Origin of the sequence: Shewanella aestuarii (assembly GCF_011765625.1) — a bacterium.
GTDB lineage: Bacteria > Pseudomonadota > Gammaproteobacteria > Enterobacterales > Shewanellaceae > Shewanella > Shewanella aestuarii_A.
On the sequence record NZ_CP050313.1, the window covers coordinates 1,518,967 to 1,541,232 of the forward strand.

At 40.7% G+C, this 22,266-nt stretch carries 21 protein-coding genes and 1 pseudogene; 12 read left to right on the plus strand and 10 right to left on the minus strand.

Going from position 1 to position 22,266, the window contains the following annotated elements; all coding sequences use genetic code 11:
- Window positions 1-102: 102 nt before the first annotated feature.
- The 4 genes from HBH39_RS06855 to HBH39_RS06870 all read left to right on the plus strand — a co-directional run bounded on the left by HBH39_RS06855 (window position 103) and on the right by HBH39_RS06870 (window position 7,496).
- Window positions 103-867: a TSUP family transporter gene (locus HBH39_RS06855; RefSeq protein ID WP_167680000.1), complete on the plus strand. Its 765-nt coding sequence runs from the start codon at window positions 103-105 to the stop codon at window positions 865-867.
- A gap of 30 nt (window positions 868-897) precedes the next feature.
- Window positions 898-2,175 carry an exonuclease subunit SbcD gene (gene sbcD, locus HBH39_RS06860; protein WP_167676794.1) on the plus strand — a complete coding sequence of 426 codons (1,278 nt, stop codon included), beginning with the start codon at window positions 898-900 and terminating at the stop codon, window positions 2,173-2,175.
- Window positions 2,172-5,915, plus strand: coding sequence for an AAA family ATPase (locus HBH39_RS06865; protein WP_167676796.1), 3,744 nt, complete (start codon window positions 2,172-2,174; stop codon window positions 5,913-5,915). The genes sbcD and HBH39_RS06865 overlap by 4 nt, the downstream gene beginning before the upstream one ends.
- A gap of 288 nt (window positions 5,916-6,203) precedes the next feature.
- The gene (locus HBH39_RS06870) at window positions 6,204-7,496 is read left to right on the plus strand and encodes a peptidoglycan DD-metalloendopeptidase family protein (RefSeq protein WP_167676798.1); all 1,293 of its coding nucleotides are present in this window, start codon (window positions 6,204-6,206) and stop codon (window positions 7,494-7,496) included.
- A 66-nt stretch (window positions 7,497-7,562) separates the two neighbouring features.
- Here HBH39_RS06870 and HBH39_RS06875 read toward each other — a convergent pair whose 3' ends face one another.
- From HBH39_RS06875 to HBH39_RS06885, 3 genes are all read right to left on the minus strand, one after another.
- Complete coding sequence (locus HBH39_RS06875) at window positions 7,563-8,162, minus strand: YgjP-like metallopeptidase domain-containing protein (protein ID WP_167680001.1); 600 nt, start codon at window positions 8,160-8,162, stop codon at window positions 7,563-7,565.
- Window positions 8,163-8,263: 101 nt separating this feature from the next.
- A complete protein-coding gene (locus tag HBH39_RS06880) occupies window positions 8,264-8,701 on the minus strand; it encodes a DUF3010 family protein (protein WP_167676800.1) in 438 nt (145 codons plus the stop codon).
- Between the two features lie 56 nt (window positions 8,702-8,757).
- Complete coding sequence (locus HBH39_RS06885) at window positions 8,758-10,131, minus strand: DEAD/DEAH box helicase (protein ID WP_167676802.1); 1,374 nt, start codon at window positions 10,129-10,131, stop codon at window positions 8,758-8,760.
- Window positions 10,132-10,268: 137 nt separating this feature from the next.
- On the opposite strand from HBH39_RS06885, the gene rssA reads away from it, so the two are divergent.
- The 3 genes from rssA (at window position 10,269) to nrdG (ending at window position 14,044) form a co-directional block, all read left to right on the plus strand.
- Window positions 10,269-11,225 carry a patatin-like phospholipase RssA gene (gene rssA, locus HBH39_RS06890; RefSeq protein ID WP_167676804.1) on the plus strand — a complete coding sequence of 319 codons (957 nt, stop codon included), beginning with the start codon at window positions 10,269-10,271 and terminating at the stop codon, window positions 11,223-11,225.
- Between the two features lie 234 nt (window positions 11,226-11,459).
- The gene (gene nrdD, locus HBH39_RS06895) at window positions 11,460-13,577 is read left to right on the plus strand and encodes an anaerobic ribonucleoside-triphosphate reductase (RefSeq protein WP_167676805.1); all 2,118 of its coding nucleotides are present in this window, start codon (window positions 11,460-11,462) and stop codon (window positions 13,575-13,577) included.
- Window positions 13,577-14,044, plus strand: coding sequence for an anaerobic ribonucleoside-triphosphate reductase-activating protein (gene nrdG, locus HBH39_RS06900; RefSeq protein ID WP_167676807.1), 468 nt, complete (start codon window positions 13,577-13,579; stop codon window positions 14,042-14,044). The genes nrdD and nrdG overlap by 1 nt, the downstream gene beginning before the upstream one ends.
- A gap of 76 nt (window positions 14,045-14,120) precedes the next feature.
- On the opposite strand, the pseudogene HBH39_RS20095 reads toward nrdG, so the two are convergent.
- A pseudogene (locus HBH39_RS20095) lies at window positions 14,121-15,363 on the minus strand (NADH:flavin oxidoreductase/NADH oxidase family protein).
- Window positions 15,364-15,437: 74 nt separating this feature from the next.
- Here HBH39_RS20095 and HBH39_RS06910 point away from each other — a divergent pair.
- From HBH39_RS06910 to HBH39_RS06925, 4 genes are all read left to right on the plus strand, one after another.
- A complete protein-coding gene (locus HBH39_RS06910; RefSeq protein WP_167676809.1) occupies window positions 15,438-15,899 on the plus strand; it encodes a MerR family transcriptional regulator in 462 nt (153 codons plus the stop codon).
- A 116-nt stretch (window positions 15,900-16,015) separates the two neighbouring features.
- The gene (locus HBH39_RS06915; RefSeq protein ID WP_167676811.1) at window positions 16,016-16,372 is read left to right on the plus strand and encodes a YibL family ribosome-associated protein; all 357 of its coding nucleotides are present in this window, start codon (window positions 16,016-16,018) and stop codon (window positions 16,370-16,372) included.
- 129 nt (window positions 16,373-16,501) lie between these two features.
- On the plus strand, window positions 16,502-17,116 hold the full coding sequence (ribA, locus tag HBH39_RS06920) for a GTP cyclohydrolase II (RefSeq protein ID WP_167676813.1): 615 nt from the start codon (window positions 16,502-16,504) through the stop codon (window positions 17,114-17,116).
- Between the two features lie 43 nt (window positions 17,117-17,159).
- Window positions 17,160-17,993 (plus strand): hypothetical protein, encoded by an 834-nt coding sequence (locus tag HBH39_RS06925; RefSeq protein ID WP_167676815.1) that lies wholly within the window; start codon window positions 17,160-17,162, stop codon window positions 17,991-17,993.
- Window positions 17,994-18,021: 28 nt separating this feature from the next.
- Here HBH39_RS06925 and HBH39_RS06930 read toward each other — a convergent pair whose 3' ends face one another.
- The 6 genes from HBH39_RS06930 to suhB all read right to left on the minus strand — a co-directional run bounded on the left by HBH39_RS06930 (window position 18,022) and on the right by suhB (window position 21,384).
- Complete coding sequence (locus HBH39_RS06930; protein WP_167676817.1) at window positions 18,022-18,384, minus strand: VF530 family DNA-binding protein; 363 nt, start codon at window positions 18,382-18,384, stop codon at window positions 18,022-18,024.
- A 63-nt stretch (window positions 18,385-18,447) separates the two neighbouring features.
- Window positions 18,448-18,795, minus strand: a complete 348-nt coding sequence (locus tag HBH39_RS06935; protein WP_167676819.1) for a ribbon-helix-helix domain-containing protein — start codon at window positions 18,793-18,795, stop codon at window positions 18,448-18,450.
- On the minus strand, window positions 18,782-19,450 hold the full coding sequence (locus HBH39_RS06940; protein WP_167676821.1) for an AAA family ATPase: 669 nt from the start codon (window positions 19,448-19,450) through the stop codon (window positions 18,782-18,784). Before HBH39_RS06940 ends, HBH39_RS06935 begins: the two co-directional genes overlap by 14 nt.
- A 123-nt stretch (window positions 19,451-19,573) precedes the next feature.
- Complete coding sequence (locus HBH39_RS06945) at window positions 19,574-19,876, minus strand: PilZ domain-containing protein (RefSeq protein WP_167676823.1); 303 nt, start codon at window positions 19,874-19,876, stop codon at window positions 19,574-19,576.
- 158 nt (window positions 19,877-20,034) lie between these two features.
- Window positions 20,035-20,439 (minus strand): phosphate-starvation-inducible protein PsiE, encoded by a 405-nt coding sequence (locus HBH39_RS06950; RefSeq protein ID WP_167676825.1) that lies wholly within the window; start codon window positions 20,437-20,439, stop codon window positions 20,035-20,037.
- Window positions 20,440-20,580: 141 nt separating this feature from the next.
- Entirely contained in the window at window positions 20,581-21,384 is an 804-nt protein-coding gene (gene suhB / locus HBH39_RS06955; protein ID WP_167676827.1) for an inositol-1-monophosphatase, read from the minus strand.
- Window positions 21,385-21,534: 150 nt separating this feature from the next.
- Here suhB and trmJ point away from each other — a divergent pair, with 150 nt between their 5' ends.
- Window positions 21,535-22,254, plus strand: a complete 720-nt coding sequence (gene trmJ / locus HBH39_RS06960; protein ID WP_167676829.1) for a tRNA (cytosine(32)/uridine(32)-2'-O)-methyltransferase TrmJ — start codon at window positions 21,535-21,537, stop codon at window positions 22,252-22,254.
- Window positions 22,255-22,266: the final 12 nt, after the last annotated feature.

Here is a 22,266-nt window from a genome sequence, read left to right on the forward strand (position 1 = left end):
AAGGCATCTTTTATCATCTTCTGACGCTGATTTATTGATTGATACTTTGTAATTTGTCTACAAAGAATGTCTAATAACAGTCTGACTTTTTCTTATCTGATAATCATGTTTGAACTCACTCTACAACTCGCTGTGATCCTTTTTGCTGTGGCTATTTTAGCCGGTTTTATTGACTCTATTGCAGGTGGTGGAGGTTTACTGACTATTCCTGCACTCATGTGGGCAGGTTTACCGCCAGCTGCAGCACTGGGCACGAATAAACTGCAGGCTTGTGGTGGCAGTTTTTTTGCCAGCTTGTACTTTATTCGCAAAGGCATGGTTGATTTAAACGCCATGAGATTAGCCCTCATTTGCGCTTTTGTTGGCTCGGCAATCGGCACCATATTAGTGCAAATGATCGATGCTGAATTGCTTGAATTGGTATTGCCATTTCTTATTTTAATTATTGGTTGTTATTTTTTGTTCTCAAAAAAGATAGCTGAAGAAGATCGCCAACAAGTATTAACTCCTACGCTATTTGCCTTTACGGCCGCTTTAGGTGTGGGTTTTTATGATGGTTTTTTTGGGCCCGGTACGGGTAGCTTTTTTGCGTTAGCCTTTGTGTCATTAGCTGGTTTCGGTTTAGCTAAGGCAACGGCCCATGCCAAGGTATTGAACTTTGCAACCAATGTTGCATCGTTAATCTTTTTTATTATTGGTGGTCAAATAGCAGTGGTGCTTGGGTTAATCATGATAGTTGGTCAAGCAATTGGGGCAACCTTAGGCTCGCGTTTGGTTGTGACCAAAGGGACTAAAATCATCAAACCATTGGTGGTCATCATGTCATTTACCATGAGTATTAAACTCTTGTGGTCGCAATACATGTAATGTATTTTTAAATTAATTGAGCTGAACAATATGCGCATTATTCATACTTCTGATTGGCATCTAGGCCAACACTTTTTTGGCAAAAGCCGAGGCGCTGAGCATCAAGCTTTTATGCAGTGGTTGTTAGCCCAAATTGCTGAGCATCAAGTTGATGCGCTAATTGTCGCTGGTGATATTTTTGATACAGGCACGCCGCCAAGTTATGCCCGCGCATTATACAACCAGTTTATCGTGCAAATGCAGCAGGCTGAGTGTCAGCTGATTATATTAGGGGGCAATCATGATTCGGTATCTATGCTTGGTGAATCTAAAGAGTTACTTGCTTGCTTAAATACCAAGGTGATCCCCGGCGCTTATGACACTCCCGAAGAACATGTTTTTGTGGTCAATAACCGTCAAGGCGAACCCGGTGCGCTGATTTGTGGTTTGCCTTTTCTGCGTCCCCGTGAATTAGTCAAAAGTAATATGGGCGAGTCTGCAAAAGATAAACAGCTAAAACTAGGCAATGCCATTGCCGACTATTATCAGGCCAGTTACCAGCAGGCTCAAAGTCTGAATCAACAATACCTTGACACTTTAGGCCGCCGCTTACCGATAGTGGCAACGGGTCATTTAACCACCGTTGGCGCCAGTACTTCAGAATCAGTCAGAGATATATATATTGGCAGTTTAGATGCCTTTAACGCTCAGTTGTTTCCTCCTGCAGATTACATTGCCCTTGGGCATATTCATCGTCCACAAAGCATTGCTAAAACTGATCATATTCGTTATAGCGGTTCACCATTACCATTAAGCTTTGATGAGCTAAACAAAGATAATCAGGCCAATAAAAGTGTTTTTTTAGTGGAGTTTGATCATCAATGCCAACTGAGTTTAACCACATTGGCTGTGCCAATGTTCCAGCCAATGCAATATCTGACAGGTAATTTGGCCTTTATTGAGCAGCAAATCGCAGGACTTGCAGATATTTACACCGCTACAGAGTCAAGCTCTGCTTTCAGTCAAACTTGGCTAAGTATTGAAGTCACAGAGCAAGATTTTTTGTCCGATTTACAAAACCGCATAGCAGCCATGACCGCAAATAAAGCCGTTGAAGTATTACAGTTGAAACGGGCTCGTGGGCGACAACAATCGACTATGACAAAACACCAAAATGAAACCTTAGATGAATTATCGGTCAGTGAGGTGTTTCAGCGCCGTTTAGCTCAAGAGCAGATTGATGATGAAGCGTTTAAGGTCCGTATTTGTCAGCGCTTCGAGCAAGTCGTCGAAGAGGTCAAACTTGAGCAACAGGAGGCGCAATCATGAAAATATTGAGCCTGCGTTTTAAAAACATCAATTCATTACAAGATGAATGGAAAATTGACTTCAGCCAAAGCCCATTTGCCGAGAATGGCTTATTTGCCATTATTGGCCCGACAGGCTCAGGTAAAACCACCATTTTAGATGCTATTTGCTTGGCACTGTATCATCGCACACCGCGTTTATCGGTGATTTCTAAAACCACCAATGAACTCATGACGCGTGGCACGAGTGAGTGTTTAGCTGAAGTGGAGTTTGAAGTAAAAGGGGTGGGATATCGGGCTTTTTGGAGTCAACGTCGTGCACGCGATAACGCTGATGGCAATTTACAAGATGCTCAAGTTGAATTGGCAAAAATGGCGGATGGTAAAATTATTGCCAGTCAAATCAAGCGAAAAGCAGAGTTAATCGAACAAATAACGGGTTTAGACTTTGCCCGATTTACTAAGTCGATGATGTTGTCTCAAGGTGAGTTTGCCGCCTTTTTAAATGCCGATGCCAATGTACGTGCAGAATTACTTGAAGAGCTAACGGGCACGGAAATTTATGGTCAAATATCTGAAAGAGTGCATCAGCACTTTAGTCAATCAAAGCAAGCATTAGCATTACTTGAAAGCCAAATAGGTCATGTTAAGTTGCTAAGCGACGATCAAATAAGTGATAACCAACAGCAGCAACAAGCTCTTAGCAAAGAACTAAGTCAAATAGAGCTTACTTTAACCAAATATCAGGCATTTTTATTGTGGTTAACCGATAAGGAGCAAGCGGATAAGCAGTTATTGCTTTGCCAAAATGCCTTACTAGATGCGCAGCAGGCGCTGGATGAACAACAAACAGCCTTGCAAAAGTTGGCCGATAGTGAACCCGCTGAAAAGCTGTTAACCTTGTATGAGCGTCAATCGCAACTTGCCGATAAAGTGGCATTAGTTGAAAAACAAATAAATGAAATCAGTGAACATTTGCAACAAACCGAGCAGGAGCTTGCTACTAGCGAGCCTTTGACCGCGCAGCTGCAAACTGAGCTAAAAGCCGCTAAGCAACAATATCAGCAATTAGTACAGTTAATCGATAACCAAGTTGTACCACTTGATCATGATATTGAGGTGTTAACACAGCAAGTTCAGCAGCAACAAGCCAATTGTGATCAAACTAGCCGTCAGCAGCAAACACTAAGACAAGAACAGCAGCAGATTTCTCAGCAAATTACCCTTATTAATGAGCAAAACAGCGCATTAATGCCACAAGTTTCTGCCTACCCCAAAGGGGAGCTAATTTGCCAACATATCAGTGGCTGGCAAACCCAATTAAGTCAGTTGCAGCAACAGCACGCCCAATTAACCAATATTGATACCGAAATTAACCAAACAAACAGCCAATTGCTTGAAAATGAGCAGAGCACTGCGCAATTACAAACGACGATACAAGTTTTAAATCAACAGGCTGTTGATGAAGCCCAGCGGCTTGAAACCCTTGAACAACAAATTACGACGTTATTAAATGGTCAATCAGAGCGAGCGTTAACCCAACAGTATCAGCAATTGCTTGCCCAGCAGGGGCAGCGCGTTCAATTAACGCAGCTTTATACACAATATACTCATGCGGAAAATGAACAACAGCAGTTAACTCATCAGCTCGGACAACTTAGCGATACGATTAGTCAGCAAGAGCAAATGTTAGCGCAGACGCGACAAGCATGGTCAGATAAAAATCAACAGGTTAAAGATGTTCAACAGCTGCTAAAGCAAGAGCGTCATATTGCAGACTTGACGCATGAGCGAGCTAAATTAGTTGAAGGCCAACCTTGTGCGCTTTGTGGCTCAACCAGTCATCCGCTTGTTGAGCAATATCAAGCCATCAACTTATCGCAAACTGAGCAGCGAGAATTAAGCTTGCAAGCTGAGTTAGATGATTTAAAAACTAAAGGTGAGCAGCAGAAACATCGCTTAACCGAATACACCGTGGAGCAGAAAAATAAACAGCAGCAATTACAAAAGCTTGTCGAACAAATTAACAATACATTAAATCAGGCTGCACAATTGGCTGCGTCATTATCATTTGCTGGTGATTTTACCCAGCCAAATGTACAAAGCTTATTAACTCAGTTCACTGAAAATAAGCAGTTTGAGCAGCAAACCCTTGCTGAGACATTAGACAAACTGACCCAGCAAAATGAGCTCAAAAGTCAGCTCATTGAGCAAAAAGCTCACAATGATAAGAAGTTGCAGCAAACGACCAATCAACTTCAACTGCTCACGCAACAAACAGCTTCTGCACAGCAGTTTCTTGAACGCCAGTATCAGCAAATAGCAGACCTTATTGCCGAAAAAAATACAATATTACTCAATCTTAATCATCAAGCTAACGCTTGTGGTTTAGAGCTGCCAACTCATGTAACTCAAACAACTGGGGCAAGGTTAAGCGAAAGTGTAACTTTAGCTGAATTAACCTTTTGGTTATCCGGTTTATCTGTTTCAATGCAGCAATGGCAACAAGCGAGTCAAGGTTTGCTTGATAATCGCCAGCAATTAGCCATGTTGCAACAAAAAGATGAACAGCTACAACTGCAAGTCGCAGCGCTGATTCAACAGCAGCAAGCCGGTGAGCAGAACTTGCAGCAGTTACAACAAAGCAGGCAGCAAAAAATCGCTCAGCGGATAGCGCTATTTGGTGATAAAAAGACTCAAACAGAAAAACATAAAGTTGAGCAAGCCATTGCCCAAGGTGAGCAGCAATTGCAAACTCAAGTTGAGTTATTGCAACAGATTCAATCTAGGCGCAATACACAATCTACCCAATTACAAAGCTTGCAAGCGCAGTTACAACAAGTGAAAGATGAGCATAGCCAATCACATAGTCAATGGACACAGGCGCTTGAGCTTAGCCCATTTGAGAATGCTGCAGACTTTAAGCAAGCGTTGATTTCCCCTCAGCAGCGTCAATCACTGCAGGCATTGAAACAATCACTTGATAGTCAGCTTCACGAACGCAAGGTATTACTCACACAAACCCAAAAGCAACAGCAAACTTTGCAACACCAAGCGGCTGAAAATCAATATAAATTAACCGATGCGCCACTGATCACTCAGCAGAACCTCGCACTGAAAGAGCAGCAACAAAGTCTGCAGCAAAACTTATGGCAATTGCGACATACAATCAAACAAGATGAAGAGCTGCGTAAACATCAAAGTGAACTATTAGCCTGCTATGACAATGCAAAACAGCAGTATGATGAAGTGGCCTACTTGCATGCTCTGATAGGCTCTCAAAAAGGCGATAAATTCCGTAAGTTTGCTCAAGGGCTAACCCTAGATCATTTGGTTGCCTTAGCTAATCGTCAATTAGGTCGTTTACATGGCCGCTATCAATTGCAGCGTAAAGATAGCGAGGCACTGGAATTGCAAGTGCTAGACACTTGGCAAGCCGATGCAGTGCGAGATACGCGCACTTTATCGGGCGGAGAAAGCTTTTTAGTTAGCTTGGCTTTGGCTTTGGCTTTATCTGATTTGGTCAGTCACAAAACCAGTATTGATTCGTTATTTTTAGATGAAGGTTTTGGTACCTTAGACAGCCAAACCTTAGATATCGCTTTAGATGCATTAGATAATTTAAATGCATCAGGCAAAATGATTGGTGTGATTAGTCATATTGAGGCGATGAAAGAGCGCATAGCCGTACAAATTAAAGTACATAAAATGAATGGACTTGGCGTAAGTAAACTACAAAAAGAGTTTGCAATTGCAAAGTAAATTTTGTTGGTGATTTGTCGCAAACTACGATGAATAGTGCAATCTAGCTCAATAATTAATGTAAAAGACAGTTGTTTTATATTTGTAATATGACATTTATTTGATATAAAAGAGCCTCATAAATTAATTTATGTGGCACTTTCTTGCTGAAACAAAGGTTAATTAATCGTTTGTATGCCAAGCTGTGCCATAAAAGCGTTGATTTTTATCAGATAAATAGTTTGTATCGACAGCTTAATAATAAAATAACAACAAAATAAAAATAACGTCTTTTAGGTGGAATATTCATTGCAAACAAGTAAAAATTTGGGCTTGAATAAGCCGATAGTAAGTTTTAATAACTTACCCAACTTGCATAAGAAAACTTTATTGGCAAGTGTATTTATTATTGGTGCAGCACTGCTGTGGCCAACACCTCAAGAGTTTTCATCTCAACGTATTCCTGTTGCATTAGATATTGAATCATTACTACCAAACGTTGCTTATGAATCTGAATTTGTTGACAATCTAGAAGACCCTATCCCTGTTCTTGATCATGTAATCGAAACCGGCGACACGTTAAGCAAGTTGTTTGAAATGGCCGGTATTAATCAACAAGTCATGTACAAGGTATTAGAGGCTGATTTAGAAGTATTAGCTTTAGATACCTTATTACCAGGCAACCGCATTCAATTTTGGGATGATGCTCAAGGCAACCTGATTAAGATGGAATTGTATTTCAACCCTGCAAGGCAAGTGGTTTTTACTCGTTTTGATGATGGTAGTTATGGTGTTGAAGACATCAACATTGATGGAATTTGGCAAAATCGGATCATTGGTGGTGAAATTAATGGCTCTTTTTACGTGTCAGCCAAAGCCGCTGGTTTAAGTGCCGGTGAAATTCAAAAAATTGAACGACTATTAAAAAGTAAATTAAATTTTGCTCGTGATCTTCATGCTGGCGATCGTTTTTCAGTACTCCTCAATGATCAATATGTTGAAGGTGAATTAACGGGTAACTCTAATATTGATGGCATTGAAATTCACTCGGGACGTCGTAAAATTACTGCGTTTCAATACACTGATGGTAATTTTTATGATGAAAAAGGCCAGAGTTTAGCGCCTGCTTTTCAGCGTATTCCATTAAATAAAAATTACCGCATGAGTTCTCGCTTTAACCCTAAGCGTAAGCATCCTATTACGGGGCGTGTGCGTCCCCATAATGGTACTGACTTTGCAACACCCGTTGGTACTGCTGTTGTGGCGCCAGGTGATGGTGTCGTGACTATGGTGGCAAATCATGCTTTTGCCGGTAAGTACATAGTGATTGAGCACGACAATAAAGTGCGCACTCGTTATCTGCATTTATCAAGCTTTAAAGTGAGAAAGGGTCAGCGAGTTAAACGCGGCCAATTGATTGCATTATCCGGGAACACCGGTGCATCAACAGGCCCGCATTTACATTATGAATTCCACGTAAATGGTCGTCCGGTTGATCCGATGAAAGCCAATATCGCTGAAGCGAAAACCTTACCGAAAAAAGAACTATCAGAGTTCAGTTCAATTGTGCGTAGTCGCAAAATGATGATGGAATTGGGTTAAATAAGTCATTCAAACATGAATCTATAAAAAATAATCCCCGAATAAACTGGCTTATTCGGGGATTTTTTATGGGTAGGGCGATTGTTCTACTTCTTCAGCAATTAATAATAACCGCATATCAAATTCAAGCTGGTGGTAATCTGCTTGCATAAATGTACACAACTGATAAAAAGCTTTGTTGTGCTCCTTTTCCCGTAAATGCGCCAATTCATGCACTACAACCATTTTTAGTAAATCAAATGGTATGGTTTTAAGCCGTGATGAAATGCGTATTTCGTTTTTAGCCTTAACTTTATTGCCTTGTCGGCGATTTGCGTAAGTGTGCAAACCTAATGCCTGATGGCTTAAGCTGATTTTATCATCGTAAATCACTTTTGACAGAGGATCAGACTGACGCATAAATTCATTTTTAAGCGACATCGCTAATTCGTATAGGGCTTTATCGGTTCTCACGTCATGCACTTGCGGGTAACGCTTGAGTAGATGATCAGCTAAAGCATGGTTATCAACTAGGGTTTGAATTTGTGCGATAAGTTCAGGTCGATACCCCTTGATATAGCGTAAAGGACTGCGTTCAGCGTGTTGCTTGCTAATGTCTGCGCTGGTGACTAACTGGCGAATATCGGTTTTAGGTTTTAATGCTTGGCTGGCCGATTTTAGCGGCATTTTTGGGGGCGCTTGAGGTTTGCGAGGTTTGATGTTTGTCATAGGCATCTTGCTTAGTAAAAGGGCTTTATGTTGTCATAAAGCCCTAATTTATAACTAATTTACGCTTTACCAAAAATCAGACGATTTTGGTGAACATAAGCCACATCAAAGGCATTTTTTTGCACGCGTTTTAAATCTAATGAGTCAAAGTCTGCTTGAGGAGGGTTGCGCTTCATTTGCTCTTTAATGGTAACAGGTGAAATGATTGCCACAGGTAGTTCAGTGATTTGAATTGCCGCTTCTAATTTGAATGAGGTGGCACTTCCAGCTAATTTACCTTTTTGCTCACGTTCAATAATGGCAATTTGATCGACCTTGTAGTCAGCCATTAATTTATGGAAAGCAAAATGAAACTCACGAAGCGATTCAGTGCTTGCTGAGTTTGAAATGCTGAACGACATTTGACGACAGCTTGGTACATTGAAGGTTTCGCCTTCATAATTTAATAATGCGATGATGGCTTCGCCACCTTTTAATTCTACACCACAAACTTTCATGTTTTTTCCTAATCTAACAATATTAGTGCCAAGGTAATTTAATTGGCGACTAAAAATTAATCATCTAAATCTTGACTATTTTTGTCAAAAATATCTTGTTCAACAATGGCTGTTGGTTTGGCTTTGCGGCGCATAGGCGCATCACCAATATCCACACCAGTAATAAATCGCTTATCGCGTTTAGGTGCCGCTTTTGCTTTTACTGCACTCTTAGCTTTGGTTTTAGCCTTTGCTTTAGCAGCGACTTTATGGCCTACGGCTTTGTCTGCTTTGGCACTTAAACCAGAAAACTTAGCGGGTAAGCCATCAATGGTACTGAAATTGAAGTTTTTGCGTAAAAAAGTTTGCACTTGTAAAAAGTTTTGCCAATCTTTGGGGCCAACAAACGAAATCGCCACCCCTTTTGCGCCGGCACGACCCGTACGTCCAATGCGATGCACATATTCTTCAGCAAATTTAGGCATATCAAAGTTAACCACTAAAGATACGTTAACTAAATCTAGGCCGCGAGAAGCGACATCAGTGGTGATTAATACTTGCTGCTGACCACGACTGAATTGGTCCATAATTTGATTACGAGCAGATTGTTTTAAATCACCACTTAACGCCGCAGTAGAAAACCCTTGCTCGGCCAACAATGTTGCTAATCGGTCAGTATCGGCACGGGTTGCGGTAAACACAATCGTTTGTTTATGTTCAGGTTGCTTAAGTATGTGGCTTAATAACGCTTGCTTATGATCTAAATGATCGGCAAAAAACACTTTTTGCTCAATGTCTTTGTGCTCAGCATAACTGGCACCAATTGCCACATGACTTGGGTTATTTAATAAAGTTGTGGCAATGTCATTAATACTGTCATGATCTAAGGTTGCAGAAAACATTAAGGTTTGACGACGTTTATGGTCTGCTGCGACATTAATGGCTTTGAGTTGCTCGGCAAAGCCTAAGTCAAGCATGCGATCCGCTTCATCTAATATTAATAACTCAAGGCCATTTAAAAACAAATGACGTTGTTGTAGGTGATCGGCAATGCGGCCTGGAGTGGCGACAATAAAGTGTGGGTCGCGGGATAGGGCTTTAGCTTGATCGTTAAAGTTTTCCCCACCTAATACGCTAATTGCTTTATATTGGGTGTTTGCTACCAATAAGCGTAATTGGCCATAGACTTGTTGGGCTAATTCTCGGGTTGGTAACAGTATCAGTACTCGTGGGTCTTTTTTAGAAAGCGGGCGAGATGAAATAATCCGTTGCATCGCTGGCAATAAAAACGCCAAGGTTTTACCAGAGCCGGTTTTTGATGAGGCCATCAAATCTTTGCCAGCTAAAGCAATAGGTAAGGCTTGTTGTTGAATTTCAGTAGGGGTACTGATACCCATATGTTTTAAACTGTCTAACAAGCGTTTATCAAGCGAAAAATCAGTAAACTGCAACGGTAAATCCCCTAGAAAATAATAGCCGAGTATTATAACTGGTTACTCTGACTATAGCCAACAAAGCCGTGCTTGTTTATGCTATTTGCGAAATATCATTGAGCCATTAACTACTTGTAAGGAGTCATGCAGTATTTATGGATAAATCAAATAAAAATAATGGTTTAACGATTGGGTTAGCCTTAGGCAGTGGTGCTGCTAAAGGTTGGGCACACATTGGAGTGTTAGAAGGACTGGCCGAGTTAGGTATCTACCCCGATAAAATTGCCGGTTGTTCAGTAGGTGCGCTGGTGGGTGCAGCTTATGCTAATGATCATTTGCCTGAATTAAAAGCCTGGGTAAGTGGGTTTTCAAGTTGGGATGTACTTGGACTGATGGATATTGGCTGGCGAAAGGGTGGCCTTATCAGTGGTGAAAAAGTGTTTGATGTTATGTCAAAACAAATCGGTGCCATAAATATTGAACAATTGAAACGGCCTTTTGCAACGGTTGCAACAGATTTATACACAGGTCAAGAGGTCTGGTTTAAGCAAGGTGAATTACGCCATGCAGTTAGAGCATCTTGCTCAATGCCCGGCTTTTTGCCGCCGTTGCAACAAGATGGTCATTGGTTAGTTGATGGTGCTGTGGTTAATCCTGTACCGGTTTCTTTATGTCGTTCACTTGGGGTAGATATTGTGATTGCGGTGGATCTTCACGGTCATCGTCGGTCACAATTACAGTTGTTACCACAGCAGTTGGTCAGTAAGTCACCCAAATTTACCGGCATTGTTGCAAGGGATGAGCAGCCAGAGTCTGGGTTTATGGATTTATGGGGTAAGGGAAAAGAGTACTTAACAGGTATTAGTGATAAGTTTTCTCAACGAGGCAAATCAACTCCAGGTATGCTGGCGGTGATGTCACAATCTATGGAGATTCTTGAACAGCGCCATAAACGTGCGCGCTTGATGGGAGACCCGCCTGACATTTGCATCGTGCCAGATGTCAGTGGTATTGGCACCATGGAGTTTCATCGTGCAAAAGATGCCATATTAGCGGGCAGACAAGCCGTAGAAAACATCAGTCATCTTATTAAAGCTATCATAAAAAACTAGATCAGCTTGTTATCATATACGGCTCATTATCGACTTTTTACTGTGGGGTCAAGTGGCAAATTTTGTTTCATTGGCCCTACCGACACAAATTCTTTTTGCTTGTTCTTAGCCTTTAAAATCATGATCTAGATCAAGACGCCTAGTGTAAATTTAGCGCCTAATACACTATATATTGTGTTTGGTTTGCTTTTTGTACAGATATATAGGTATCTGTGTTGCGTTGGAGAGTTTGTTATGTTGGTTGTTATTAAAAGGGATGGTTGCCGTACAGAGTTCGATCATAGTCGAATTAAAGACGCTGTTATTGCAGCAATGGAGTCTGCAGGCCAATCAGATAATGACTACGCTCAAACTTTAGCAGTTATTGTTGAGCAGCAATTTAGCAATCAAAACGAAGTCGAGATTCATCACCTGCAAAAAGCGGTTGAGAATGAACTGATGTCGGGGCCTTATAAAGAGGTTGCACGGCATTATATTGAGTATCGTCATGATCGTGATGTTCGCCGTGAAGCGAAAAGTAAACTAAATTGTGAAATCCGTGGCTTAGTTGAGCAAAGTGACTCAAGCATTCTGAATGAAAATGCCAATAAAGATGCCAAGGTTATTCCTACCCAGCGCGATTTATTAGCGGGCATTGTGGCCAAGCATTATGCTAAATCTCATTTATTACCAAAAGATGTTGTCGCTGCTCATGAAAGTGGTGAGATCCATTATCACGATCTTGACTATGCACCTTTTTTCCCAATGTTTAATTGTATGCTGATTGATTTGGCTGGCATGCTCACCCACGGTTTTAAAATGGGTAATGCAGAGATTGAGACACCCAAATCGATTTCAACTGCAACAGCTGTCACCGCACAAATTATTGCTCAAGTGGCGAGTCATATTTATGGCGGCACGACCATTAATCGTATAGATGAAGTGCTAGCTGAGTTTGTTCAAAAAAGTTATCAAAAGCATCGCATTGTCGCGCAAAAATGGGATGTAAAAGACGTTGACGCTTTTGCGATGGCGCAAACAGAAAAAGAGTGTCATGACGCATTTCAATCACTTGAGTATGAAGTGAACACTTTACATACCGCCAATGGACAAACCCCTTTTGTGACGTTTGGTTTCGGTTTAGGAACAAGCTGGGAATCACGTTTAATTCAGCAGTCTATTTTAACTGTGCGCATGGCTGGTTTAGGTAAAAACCATAAAACAGCGGTCTTCCCTAAGTTAGTATTTGCTATCCGCGATGGTGTTAACCATAAAGCGCAAGACGTTAATTATGATATCAAAAAGATGGCACTAAAATGTGCCAGCATGAGAATGTATCCCGATATCCTTAATTATGAGCAAGTTGAGCGAGTAACTGGCTCATTTAAAACCCCAATGGGTTGTCGTTCGTTTTTATCGGCATTTGAGCAAGATGGGCAGTTAATTCATGAAGGTCGTAATAATTTAGGGGTGGTTAGCATTAACTTACCGCGTATTGCTATCGAAGCTGGTGGTAATGAAACGACATTCTACGAATTATTAGATGCACGATTAGATATTGCCCGTAAAGCATTAGATACGCGCATCGCCCGTTTAGTGGGTGTTAAAGCCCGTGTTGCGCCCATTCTGTATATGGAAGGGGCTTGTGGGGTGAGATTAAAAGCTGATGATGATGTGTCTGAAATTTTCAAAAATGGTCGCGCGTCAATTTCATTAGGTTTTATCGGTTTACATGAAACCATTAACGCTCTTTATGGCAATGATACGCATGTTTATGACAATGAAGTATTACGTAAAAAAGCCATCGCCATTATTGAATACATGAAGCAAGCCACTGTCAGATGGACCGAAGAAACCGGTTATGGCTTTAGCTTATACAGTACGCCAAGTGAAAACCTGTGCAGTCGTTTTTGCGGTATTGACGCCAAACAATTCGGCCTCATTGCAGGCGTAACCGATAAAGGTTACTACACCAACAGCTTCCATTTAGATGTTGAGAAAAAAGTGAATCCGTTTGACAAAATTGATTTTGAAATGCCTTACCCAGAAATCACCAGTGGTGGATTTATCTGTTACGGTGAATACCCTAACATGCAGCACAACACTGAAGCGTTAGAGCAAGTGTGGGATTACAGTTATACAAGGGTGCCATATTACGGCACTAACACCCCAATCGACGAGTGTTACGACTGTGGCTTTGTGGGCGAATTTAACTGTACTAGTAAAGGTTTTGTTTGCCCCAAATGTGGCAATCATGAACCTAGTCGCGTGTCGGTTACTCGTCGCGTATGCGGCTACTTGGGCAGTCCAGATGCAAGACCATTTAATTATGGTAAACAAGAAGAAGTGAAGCGCAGAGTGAAGCACATCTAATGCATTATCATGTCTATCATTCGGTTGACGTGGTTAACGGTACTGGTACCCGTTGTACCTTGTTTGTGAGTGGCTGCGACCATGCCTGTCGTGGCTGCTACAATCAGTCAACTTGGCGAGTGGATTCTGGGCATGAGTTTACCCAAGCATTAGAAGATCAAATTATTACTGATTTACAAGACACACGTATTGTTCGTAAAGGTTTGTCGTTAAGTGGCGGAGACCCGCTGTATCCAGCAAATTTAAGCGCTGTATTACAGTTGGTTAAACGGGTGAAAAGCGAATGTATTGGCAAAGATATTTGGTTATGGTCGGGTTATAAACGGGCTAATTTAACCCCGCAACAACAGGCTGTGATTGATCATGTTGATGTGTTAATTGACGGCAAGTTTGAACAAGATAAAGCTGACCCTTCACTCAAGTGGCGTGGCAGCAGTAATCAACAAATACATTATCTCAATGAGTAGATCTAAAGCTAATTATTAAAAAAATTAAAGGGTTAACGGTTGTTAACCCTTTTTTGTAGCTATCTTTTTTTAGTGATTATTTTTTCAGATTAGATCTATCTAGTTGTTGTTTATATGCTTTCGCTTTTTGGGTAAAGCGTATTCTATCTGTGATTAAAGTGAACAGGGCTGAGTCGGTTAATCGCGGTTTATCACCCAAGCTCATTCGTTTCAATTGCCGCTTCACTAATGCCATGGTAGCTAAACTTGCTAGTGGTTTATTGTGCCAATTGGGGGATTAATTTTCACACAAAAGTTTGGGTTTAATTGCCAACGATTTACTAAATCTGGCGTATAGGCAAGTGCGCTAGCAATACCACATAATGCAAAACCTGCATGCAAAACATTATTCACTGTGGCTAAGCGATAAATTCCGCCAGTTAACATTAAGGGGACTGGTGAGGTTTTCGCGAGTTGCTGAGTAAAGGTTAAAAAATAAGCCTCACGTGCTAATGTTCGCTCATCGGCAGTCCTGCCTTGCATTGCGGGCGCTTCAAAGCTACCACCAGAAAGTTCAATCAAATCTATATCGATGACACTCAACATATCAATCACTTGACGAGCGTCGTCTATGTCAAATCCCCCACGTTGAAAATCTGCCGAATTAAGCTTAACCGTAATATCAAAATCATTACCGCATGCATACTTAATGGCTTTGACTATTTCGATTAATAAACGCGCTCGATTAATTAAACTCCCTCCCCATTTATCACTTCGCTGATTAGTGAGCGGAGATAAAAATTGGGCTAATAAATAGCCATGAGCAGCATGAATTTGTACCCCGTCAAACCCCGCTAATTTTGCCAGTGTCGCAGTGGTAACAAAGCGTTTAATCACATCTAAAATATCCGCTTCGTTCATGGCTTTAGGAAGAGTAAATAACCTTGAATGTTTACCTAGATCTAGAGCAATTGCCGAGGGGCAATATTTTTACCTCCAAGGGCCTTATAGACTTGTCTGCCTGGGTGATTAATTTGCATCCATAAACGGGTATTATTCTGTTTACCACTTTCCGCCCATTTTTTAAACGCTGATAAGTCAGATAACTCATCTAATGCGACACCGCCTGGGCCTGTCATGGCTTGGCGATCAACCATTACATTTCCGGTAATAATTAATCCCACACCACCATTAGCCCAACGACGGTACAAGGTGTATAGCGCATCATCTGGTTGCTGGTTTGCATTGGCTAAGTTTTCTTCCATTGCGGCTTTGACGATACGATTTTTCAAATTCAAACGCGAAGATATTGATACTTTACTTAATGGGCTAATATTCATCTTTTATGGTTTGTTGTTACCAGTTTGCTGGTAGCATATCCTTAAAGCTAACTTTAAGGTCAATAGGCAATAGCGTGAAGATAAGTGAGGTCGCATCATTAAGTGGATTAACAACCAGTCGGATCCGTTTTTATGAACAACAAGGATTAATTGCTAACCCGCAGCGTGCAGCAAATGGCTATCGAGATTATCAAAATAATGTGCTGGCCAATTTGCAGTTGATAAAACTTGGTCAAAGCTTGGGGTTTACATTAGAAGAAATCAAGCCTTTTTTGGGGATCGCATCTAAAGTGGATCATCAAGATGCACTGACTTTTTTGCAGCAAAAACAGCAACACATGCAGCAGTTAATTGAAGAGCTTATTCAGAAACAGCAAGCCTTAGATAAATTAGTGTCAATGTTAAGCGACCGAAAAGTCGACGATGCTTGTATTGAACCCAAGCAGATTATGACAGTGTTAGCAGATACCCCTACAAAATCTGATGAAATCAATAAAATTATTGATAAACCTTGGCTAGATGTTCGCAAAATATGAGGCTTTGGGTATATAATTCCCAGCTTAAATCGCAAAGCGGTTTATTTATAATTGTCGAGTTGGCTACTTTCATTGTGATTGTTGATGCAACTCAATGTGAGTTTAAAGGTAAAGTAATGAATTTAAAGCAAGAACTGCAATCACTTAATGATAAACTAGACAAGTTTCGTCGTAAATTAGCCGCTGCTGAACAGCGTGGCGATACAGCGATTATTATGCAGTTCAAAAGAGAAATTACGGCAGTTACAAAGCGCATAGCCAATGTTAAAGGTCAACAAACACGTCAGCTTAACAAAGAGGGTGGTGAAGTTAGAAATTTACCTTTTAAACGTGAATTGACCAAAGCTGAACAAGCTGACATGGGTAAGTTAAAAAAGACTGTTAAAGGTTTAGTTGTTGTTCATCCGATGACGGCTCTTGGTCGTGAAATGGGCATAAAGGCGGTAACCGGTTTCGCACCGAATAAGTTTTAATTTCAGCCCTGTTTTAGCGTAAAAATCTAGTCAAACACCAGTAAGTTTAATCCATATGGTCTCTTACTTTTGGTCTTTAGGTTTGTTTTATAAGTCTCAAGTAATGAGCGTTGTCGTAAGGTCTAATTCATGACGATTAAATATATCGCCACTTCAACATTACCCACTCCTTGGGGCGTGTTTGACATGCATGGTTTTGAAGATACTGAAACTGGCAAAGAACATGTCGCCTTAACCTTTGGTCAATTAGATACGAATGAACCAATATTAGGGCGGATCCATTCAGAATGTTTAACTGGTGACGCCTTATTTAGTTTGCGTTGTGATTGTGGATTTCAGTTGCAAACAGCTATGCAAACCATCGCAGAGCTTGGGCAGGGCTTTATTTTGTATTTGCGTCAAGAAGGCCGTGGCATTGGTCTGTTGAACAAAATTCGCGCTTACCAGCTGCAAGACCAAGGGGCGAATACTGTTGAAGCAAATGAGCGCTTAGGTTTTCAAGCTGATATGCGCAAATACGATATGATTAAGCCTATGCTTGAACAAATTGGGGTTAAAAAAGTTCGTTTAATGACGAACAACCCTCGTAAAGTCATCGCAATGCAAGATGTAGGTATTGAAGTGGCTGAACGTGTCCCATTACAAGTGGGTAAAAACCGCTACAATGAAGATTATCTTAAAACCAAGTCAACCCAACTTGGGCATATGATGTCTGAGCATCACTTTAATGACGAGCAGAAATAACCTTTTTGCTGCCCTGGGTTGTCTGCCGATCAAGGACAACATATTGATAAAAGCCATGGCCTTTGCTGTGGCTTACTTGTTTTTCCCCGCAAGTTTTTCTCAAGTTAGCGAGAATAATCCAGATGCTTCCCATTATGCTTTTGCTAATTATATAGGTAGCGGTATTTACCGAACCTCAGGACAAAGTGCTGCGGTAGTGAATATTCCAATGTCTTGGGATATTGATGAAGCAGAAGATCACTTAGTTAAGTTACGTTTACCTTTGTCATTGGGCTTTTTTGATTACTCTTTTGAAGAACTTCCTGAAGGCGAAATTCCTGATAAGGTTGGCACGTTAACCATTACGCCAGGAATAGAATATCATTGGTTTGTTAACGATAAATTGACCATAGAAAGCTATTTAGATTTAGGCTATGGCCATAATTTGGCCAATAGTAGTAATGTCGGTATCTTTTCCACTGGCATATCATCGTTATATTCGCTTGATAGCCCTAAATATACACCTGTATGGGTTAATCGCATTTATTATGCAGGTTACAGAAGTAGCCTTAATGATCGCTCAGAAGGTTACTCTGTACTGCAAACTAGCTTAGATATCGGACTAGGGGTTCAATGGCAGTGGGGGAATTATCAAGTTGAACCAAGAGTGTTTGGCGCTGCGCGTTGGTATTTTGATCGATTAAGGTTTATTACGCCTTTCGGTAAAGATGTGATGACAGAGCATGCTTATGAATTTGGTGCAACGCTAAAGTTTACTAAACCGGTTGGCTTTGACTTATTTGGTTCAGATATTTTAAAGTTTGAACGCTTAGGCTTGAGCTACCAAGTGGGTGGTGGATTGCAGGTATGGCGAATCGTTTTTCAATTCCCACTGTAATCACTTGGTAACCTAACAGGACTAATGGTTAGCTTTTACCCCAAATGTGGGCATTAACTGAGCCATCCACTGTATTTTTAGTAGAATTGCTTATTGATTGGGTTTTATTGATATTCTTTATTTGTGATGGCTTTCTTGCTGCTGGCTTGGCTGCAAAATCATTACGGACAGGTAAAGGCAGTTTGTTGCTTTTTAAGTATAAATATTCAACCTTATCACGTGCCCATTGGGTTTTTCGTAAAAAGGTTAAGCTTGATTTAACACTTGGGTTATCTTTAAAACACCTTATATTGATCCTATTACCTAATTCTTCCCAGCCATATTTATCAACCAAATAGATGATTATGGTTTCAAGTTTTATACCGTGGAGAGGGTTATTTTGCTGGGTCATAAAATACTAGCCTAATTGCTTAAATCAATTTTGTTAGTATACATCAAGCTGTTTTGTATTGAACTATCTACGTTTTAACATTGCATGTTGTTTGGCATCAGTTAACCGATAAAAGTCATCAATTAACATCCGTAATAATTTAGATTTTGCAATTTGTGTGGTTTTAGAAAGTTCATTTAACTGAGCAATACTTTTTTCAGTCAAGGTGAAGGTGGCGTGACGGTATATTTTAGTGGACTTTTTGTCTAAACCTTGTAAAAAATCTTGAGTAGATTGCTGCATTTGTGGCGATTCACCCACAACCGTTTGCTTACCAAATGCATAGTTATTGGCATCTTCGATAAAGTCGTCAACCGAAACGGCTTTTCTAATCTGTTTCGGCTTCTTACGCTTAAGATCAGTTAAACTCATAGCTATTATCTGGTGGGATTGCAAAAAGTTCATCAGCGATAGCGCGAATTTCTATTGCAGCTTTGCCATCGGGCTCAATTTCTAACACAGATGAACCGCTTTCTTCGCTGTCATCATAGATGTTGCGGCTGAAGGTCACTGAGTTGAGTGCGCGAAGGTTATATGACTCTACAACTTCTTTCGCTTCTAGAATTCGTTTGTATTGTGAAGGAAGAGAGGGGCATTGGGTCATAACAATGGTGGCGACCATTTTCGGGTTTACCATTTTACAGGTACTTAGCATGTCTTCCATGTGTGGTAAGGTTTTTAAATCACGACGTTTAGGTCGCAATGGAATAACAACATAGGTCGCTACTGACATAGCTGCGCGCATGGCAAGGTTATCTTGTCCACCACAATCCACCACTACATAATCGAAGCGTTCATCGAGACTGAGTAAATCGTTTCGGATTTTGCCATATAATTGAATACAGTTGATTGGTGTTAAACTTGGGTCATTGTTGCGCGCCTGGATCCAATCCGATGTGGTTCGCTGCGGATCACAATCCACCATGAGTACATTAGCATTATATTTTTGGGTAATATGAACGGCAATATTTTGCGCCAAACAGCTTTTGCCACTGCCACCTTTTTCACCGCCTACAAGCAGTATCATATTTATCTCCCTTAAATTAAATGATATCTATGCATCGAACTTGGTACATTGTCAGTCTTTTTGAGTATAGAACAGGAAAGACAAACTGGGTAAGTTGTTGGGTTATTAATCGCAATTACCCGATTAAAGTAACTGCATGGCGATATGGTAGCTTTGCTCATTACTTTTACTACAGCGGCATACTTGGCCTTTAATAGTATTTTGTTTATCAGTACCGGGGTTAAAGGTGATGGCAACTAATTCACCCACTTCAAAAGGTTTGCAATAATCAAATAGCACACCTTTTCGGGCTAAATCTATACAAATCCCATCTTCCTCAAAGCTTTCGCCAGCTTTGGATATCCAATGAAGTTTGACTCTTTCTGCTTCCATATCAACACGTAATGAACTGCGTTTCTCATCAAAACCAGTGGGTTCTTGATCCATTTGAATACTCCTTATCACTCTTGTTACTTTAGTTTTAGCATATTGGCTTTTTTAAGCAATACCAAACTGTTTTTTATAAAAAATTACACATCACCTCAAGACCGTTTTATGTGGCAAAAAAATGCCAAGCATGTTGCTTGGCATTAATGGAAGGTAGATTAACTGTCGTAATCTTGGTTTTTGGGGTAGGGCATTTTTAATTGTCCCCATCGAATCACAATAACCGTACAAGCTAACAGTATGGTTGATACTGAAATGGCTAAAATTCGCCAGTCATCCATGCCTTTCATGTCTAAAATAAGGTAGCGAGCAAGGGCGACGATGGCAATATAGAGTGGCATACGAATGGGTAATTTACCTGATTCGATATAGTTCACTACCATGGCTAATACTTCGAGGTAGATAAATAACAGCAGTAAGTCGGCTAGCTCAACGGTTTTGATGTTAAACATGTGAAGAATTTCTTCACCGATAGCAAATATGGTCGCTAAGGCAATGATAAATAGAACAAGATATTCTATCGACTTTAGGCTATTGATACTTAGGTGTTTGACTCGGTTCATAATTACTCAGTAGTTGAGGTAGGATTCGCTGATAAGGTTATTATTATGTACCGGCGCTTAATTGCCCAGTGATCTAAATCACAGACACAAAAAAACCGCTAAATATATCAAATTTAGCGGTTAATATTAGGCGTTAGTAAATTAGCGCTTCAAACCTTCATTTAACAGTGGGCGCATAATTTTCACTAATTGAGTCGTTACTTTAGGGCTACCAGCAACAATATTGCCTGAAGCCATATAATTATGACCACCAGTAAAGTCAGTTACTGTACCGCCAGCTTCACGACAAATTAAGTCGCCAGCTGCGATATCCCATGGTTTTAAACCTATTTCGAAATAACCATCTAAACGACCTGCTGCAACATAAGCTAAATCTAGCGCAGCAGAACCCGCGCGACGTAGGTCAGCGCACTGTGGGAATACTTCACCAAGAATGTTCATGTAGCTTTCAGTGTGTTGACGTGCTTTGAACGGGAAGCCAGTACCAATGATGGTGTTGGTTAGTTCATTAACGTTTGTGACACGCATACGGAAATCATTGAGTTTGGCTCCCTTTCCACGAACAGCAGAGAAGAGCTCTTCACGAACTGGGTCATAAACAACGGCCACTTCAATTTTTCCTTTATATTGAACGGCAATTGAAACAGCAAAATGAGGGATACCACGAACGAAGTTGTTTGTGCCATCCAAAGGATCGACTATCCAGACATAATCTTTGTTTTCGCCACGGTTTTCACCTTCTTCTTCACCGACGATCGTGTGATCTGGGTAAGATTTGCGAATTTGATAAATGATAGTTGCTTCTGCTTCCTTGTCTACACTAGTAACAAAATCATTGATACCTTTAGAACTTACCTCAATACGGTCAAGTTCAGTATAGGCGCGCATAATAGTTTGGCCCGCAGCGCGCGCAGCGCGTGTGGCAATAGTCAGCATCGGATGCATTGCAATCCCCTGGATGTTAAAGAACGAATAAAATAGCGGCCAGCATTATACCTTATTCGATAGTTATATCAAATGCAGATTTTCATATATCAGTCTAAACGTCCAATGTGATAGCATACGATTAATATTTTTAGTGAAAAAAGTGGTTCAATGTTAAGTAATGTTCGTGTAGTGCTAGTTGGCACATCTCATCCCGGTAATATCGGTTCTACAGCTCGTGCGATGAAAACCATGGGCTTGTCTAATTTATATCTTGCTGAGCCAAGAACAGAGCCAGATGGACAATCCATTGCTTTGGCCGCTGGTGCATCGAATATTTTAAAAAATTTGACTAAGGTTGATTCTTTAGAAGAAGCCATTGCTGATTGTAGCTTGGTGATTGCCACCAGTGCCCGAAGCCGCACTCTTGATTGGCCCATGCTTGATCCTCGCCAAGCTGGTGAAAAATTAGCATTAGAAAGCATCAAAGGGCCGGTGGCGATTGTGTTTGGTCGTGAAAATCATGGATTAAGTAATGAAGAACTACAAAAATGTACTTATCATGTGGCAATTCCTGCCAATCCTGAATACAGCTCATTAAATTTAGCCCAAGCCGTACAAATTATTTGTTATGAAACGCGGGTCGCGCATTTAGCTTTGCATGATGCTCCTGCGCCGGAAGAAGAGTACCCATTGGCTGAAGATTTAGAGCGCTTTTTTGTGCATTTAGAGTCAACGCTATCAAATACTGGTTTTGTGATCAAAAATCATCCCGGTCAGGTGATGACCAAGCTTCGCCGTTTATATAGCCGTGCCAGAATTGAAGCGCAAGAAATGAATATTTTGCGTGGTATTTTAACTTCAATCGATAAAAAAATTGATAAGAAGTAATGAGTGGTGAAT

Coding starts and splice junctions, on each gene's coding strand:
- sbcD (WP_167676794.1), top strand. CDS start 898: ATGCGCATTATTCATACTTCTGATTGGCATCTAGGCCAACACTTTTTT.
- HBH39_RS06865 (WP_167676796.1), top strand. CDS start 2,172: ATGAAAATATTGAGCCTGCGTTTTAAAAACATCAATTCATTACAAGAT.
- HBH39_RS06875 (WP_167680001.1), bottom strand. CDS start 8,162: ATGCCGCTAAAATCGGCCAGCCAAGCATTAAAACCTAAAACCGATATT.
- HBH39_RS06880 (WP_167676800.1), bottom strand. CDS start 8,701: ATGAAAGTTTGTGGTGTAGAATTAAAAGGTGGCGAAGCCATCATCGCA.
- rssA (WP_167676804.1), top strand. CDS start 10,269: ATGGATAAATCAAATAAAAATAATGGTTTAACGATTGGGTTAGCCTTA.
- nrdD (WP_167676805.1), top strand. CDS start 11,460: ATGTTGGTTGTTATTAAAAGGGATGGTTGCCGTACAGAGTTCGATCAT.
- nrdG (WP_167676807.1), top strand. CDS start 13,577: ATGCATTATCATGTCTATCATTCGGTTGACGTGGTTAACGGTACTGGT.
- HBH39_RS06915 (WP_167676811.1), top strand. CDS start 16,016: ATGAATTTAAAGCAAGAACTGCAATCACTTAATGATAAACTAGACAAG.
- ribA (WP_167676813.1), top strand. CDS start 16,502: ATGACGATTAAATATATCGCCACTTCAACATTACCCACTCCTTGGGGC.
- HBH39_RS06930 (WP_167676817.1), bottom strand. CDS start 18,384: ATGACCCAGCAAAATAACCCTCTCCACGGTATAAAACTTGAAACCATA.
- HBH39_RS06935 (WP_167676819.1), bottom strand. CDS start 18,795: ATGAGTTTAACTGATCTTAAGCGTAAGAAGCCGAAACAGATTAGAAAA.
- HBH39_RS06940 (WP_167676821.1), bottom strand. CDS start 19,450: ATGATACTGCTTGTAGGCGGTGAAAAAGGTGGCAGTGGCAAAAGCTGT.
- HBH39_RS06945 (WP_167676823.1), bottom strand. CDS start 19,876: ATGGATCAAGAACCCACTGGTTTTGATGAGAAACGCAGTTCATTACGT.
- HBH39_RS06950 (WP_167676825.1), bottom strand. CDS start 20,439: ATGAACCGAGTCAAACACCTAAGTATCAATAGCCTAAAGTCGATAGAA.
- suhB (WP_167676827.1), bottom strand. CDS start 21,384: ATGCATCCGATGCTGACTATTGCCACACGCGCTGCGCGCGCTGCGGGC.
- trmJ (WP_167676829.1), top strand. CDS start 21,535: ATGTTAAGTAATGTTCGTGTAGTGCTAGTTGGCACATCTCATCCCGGT.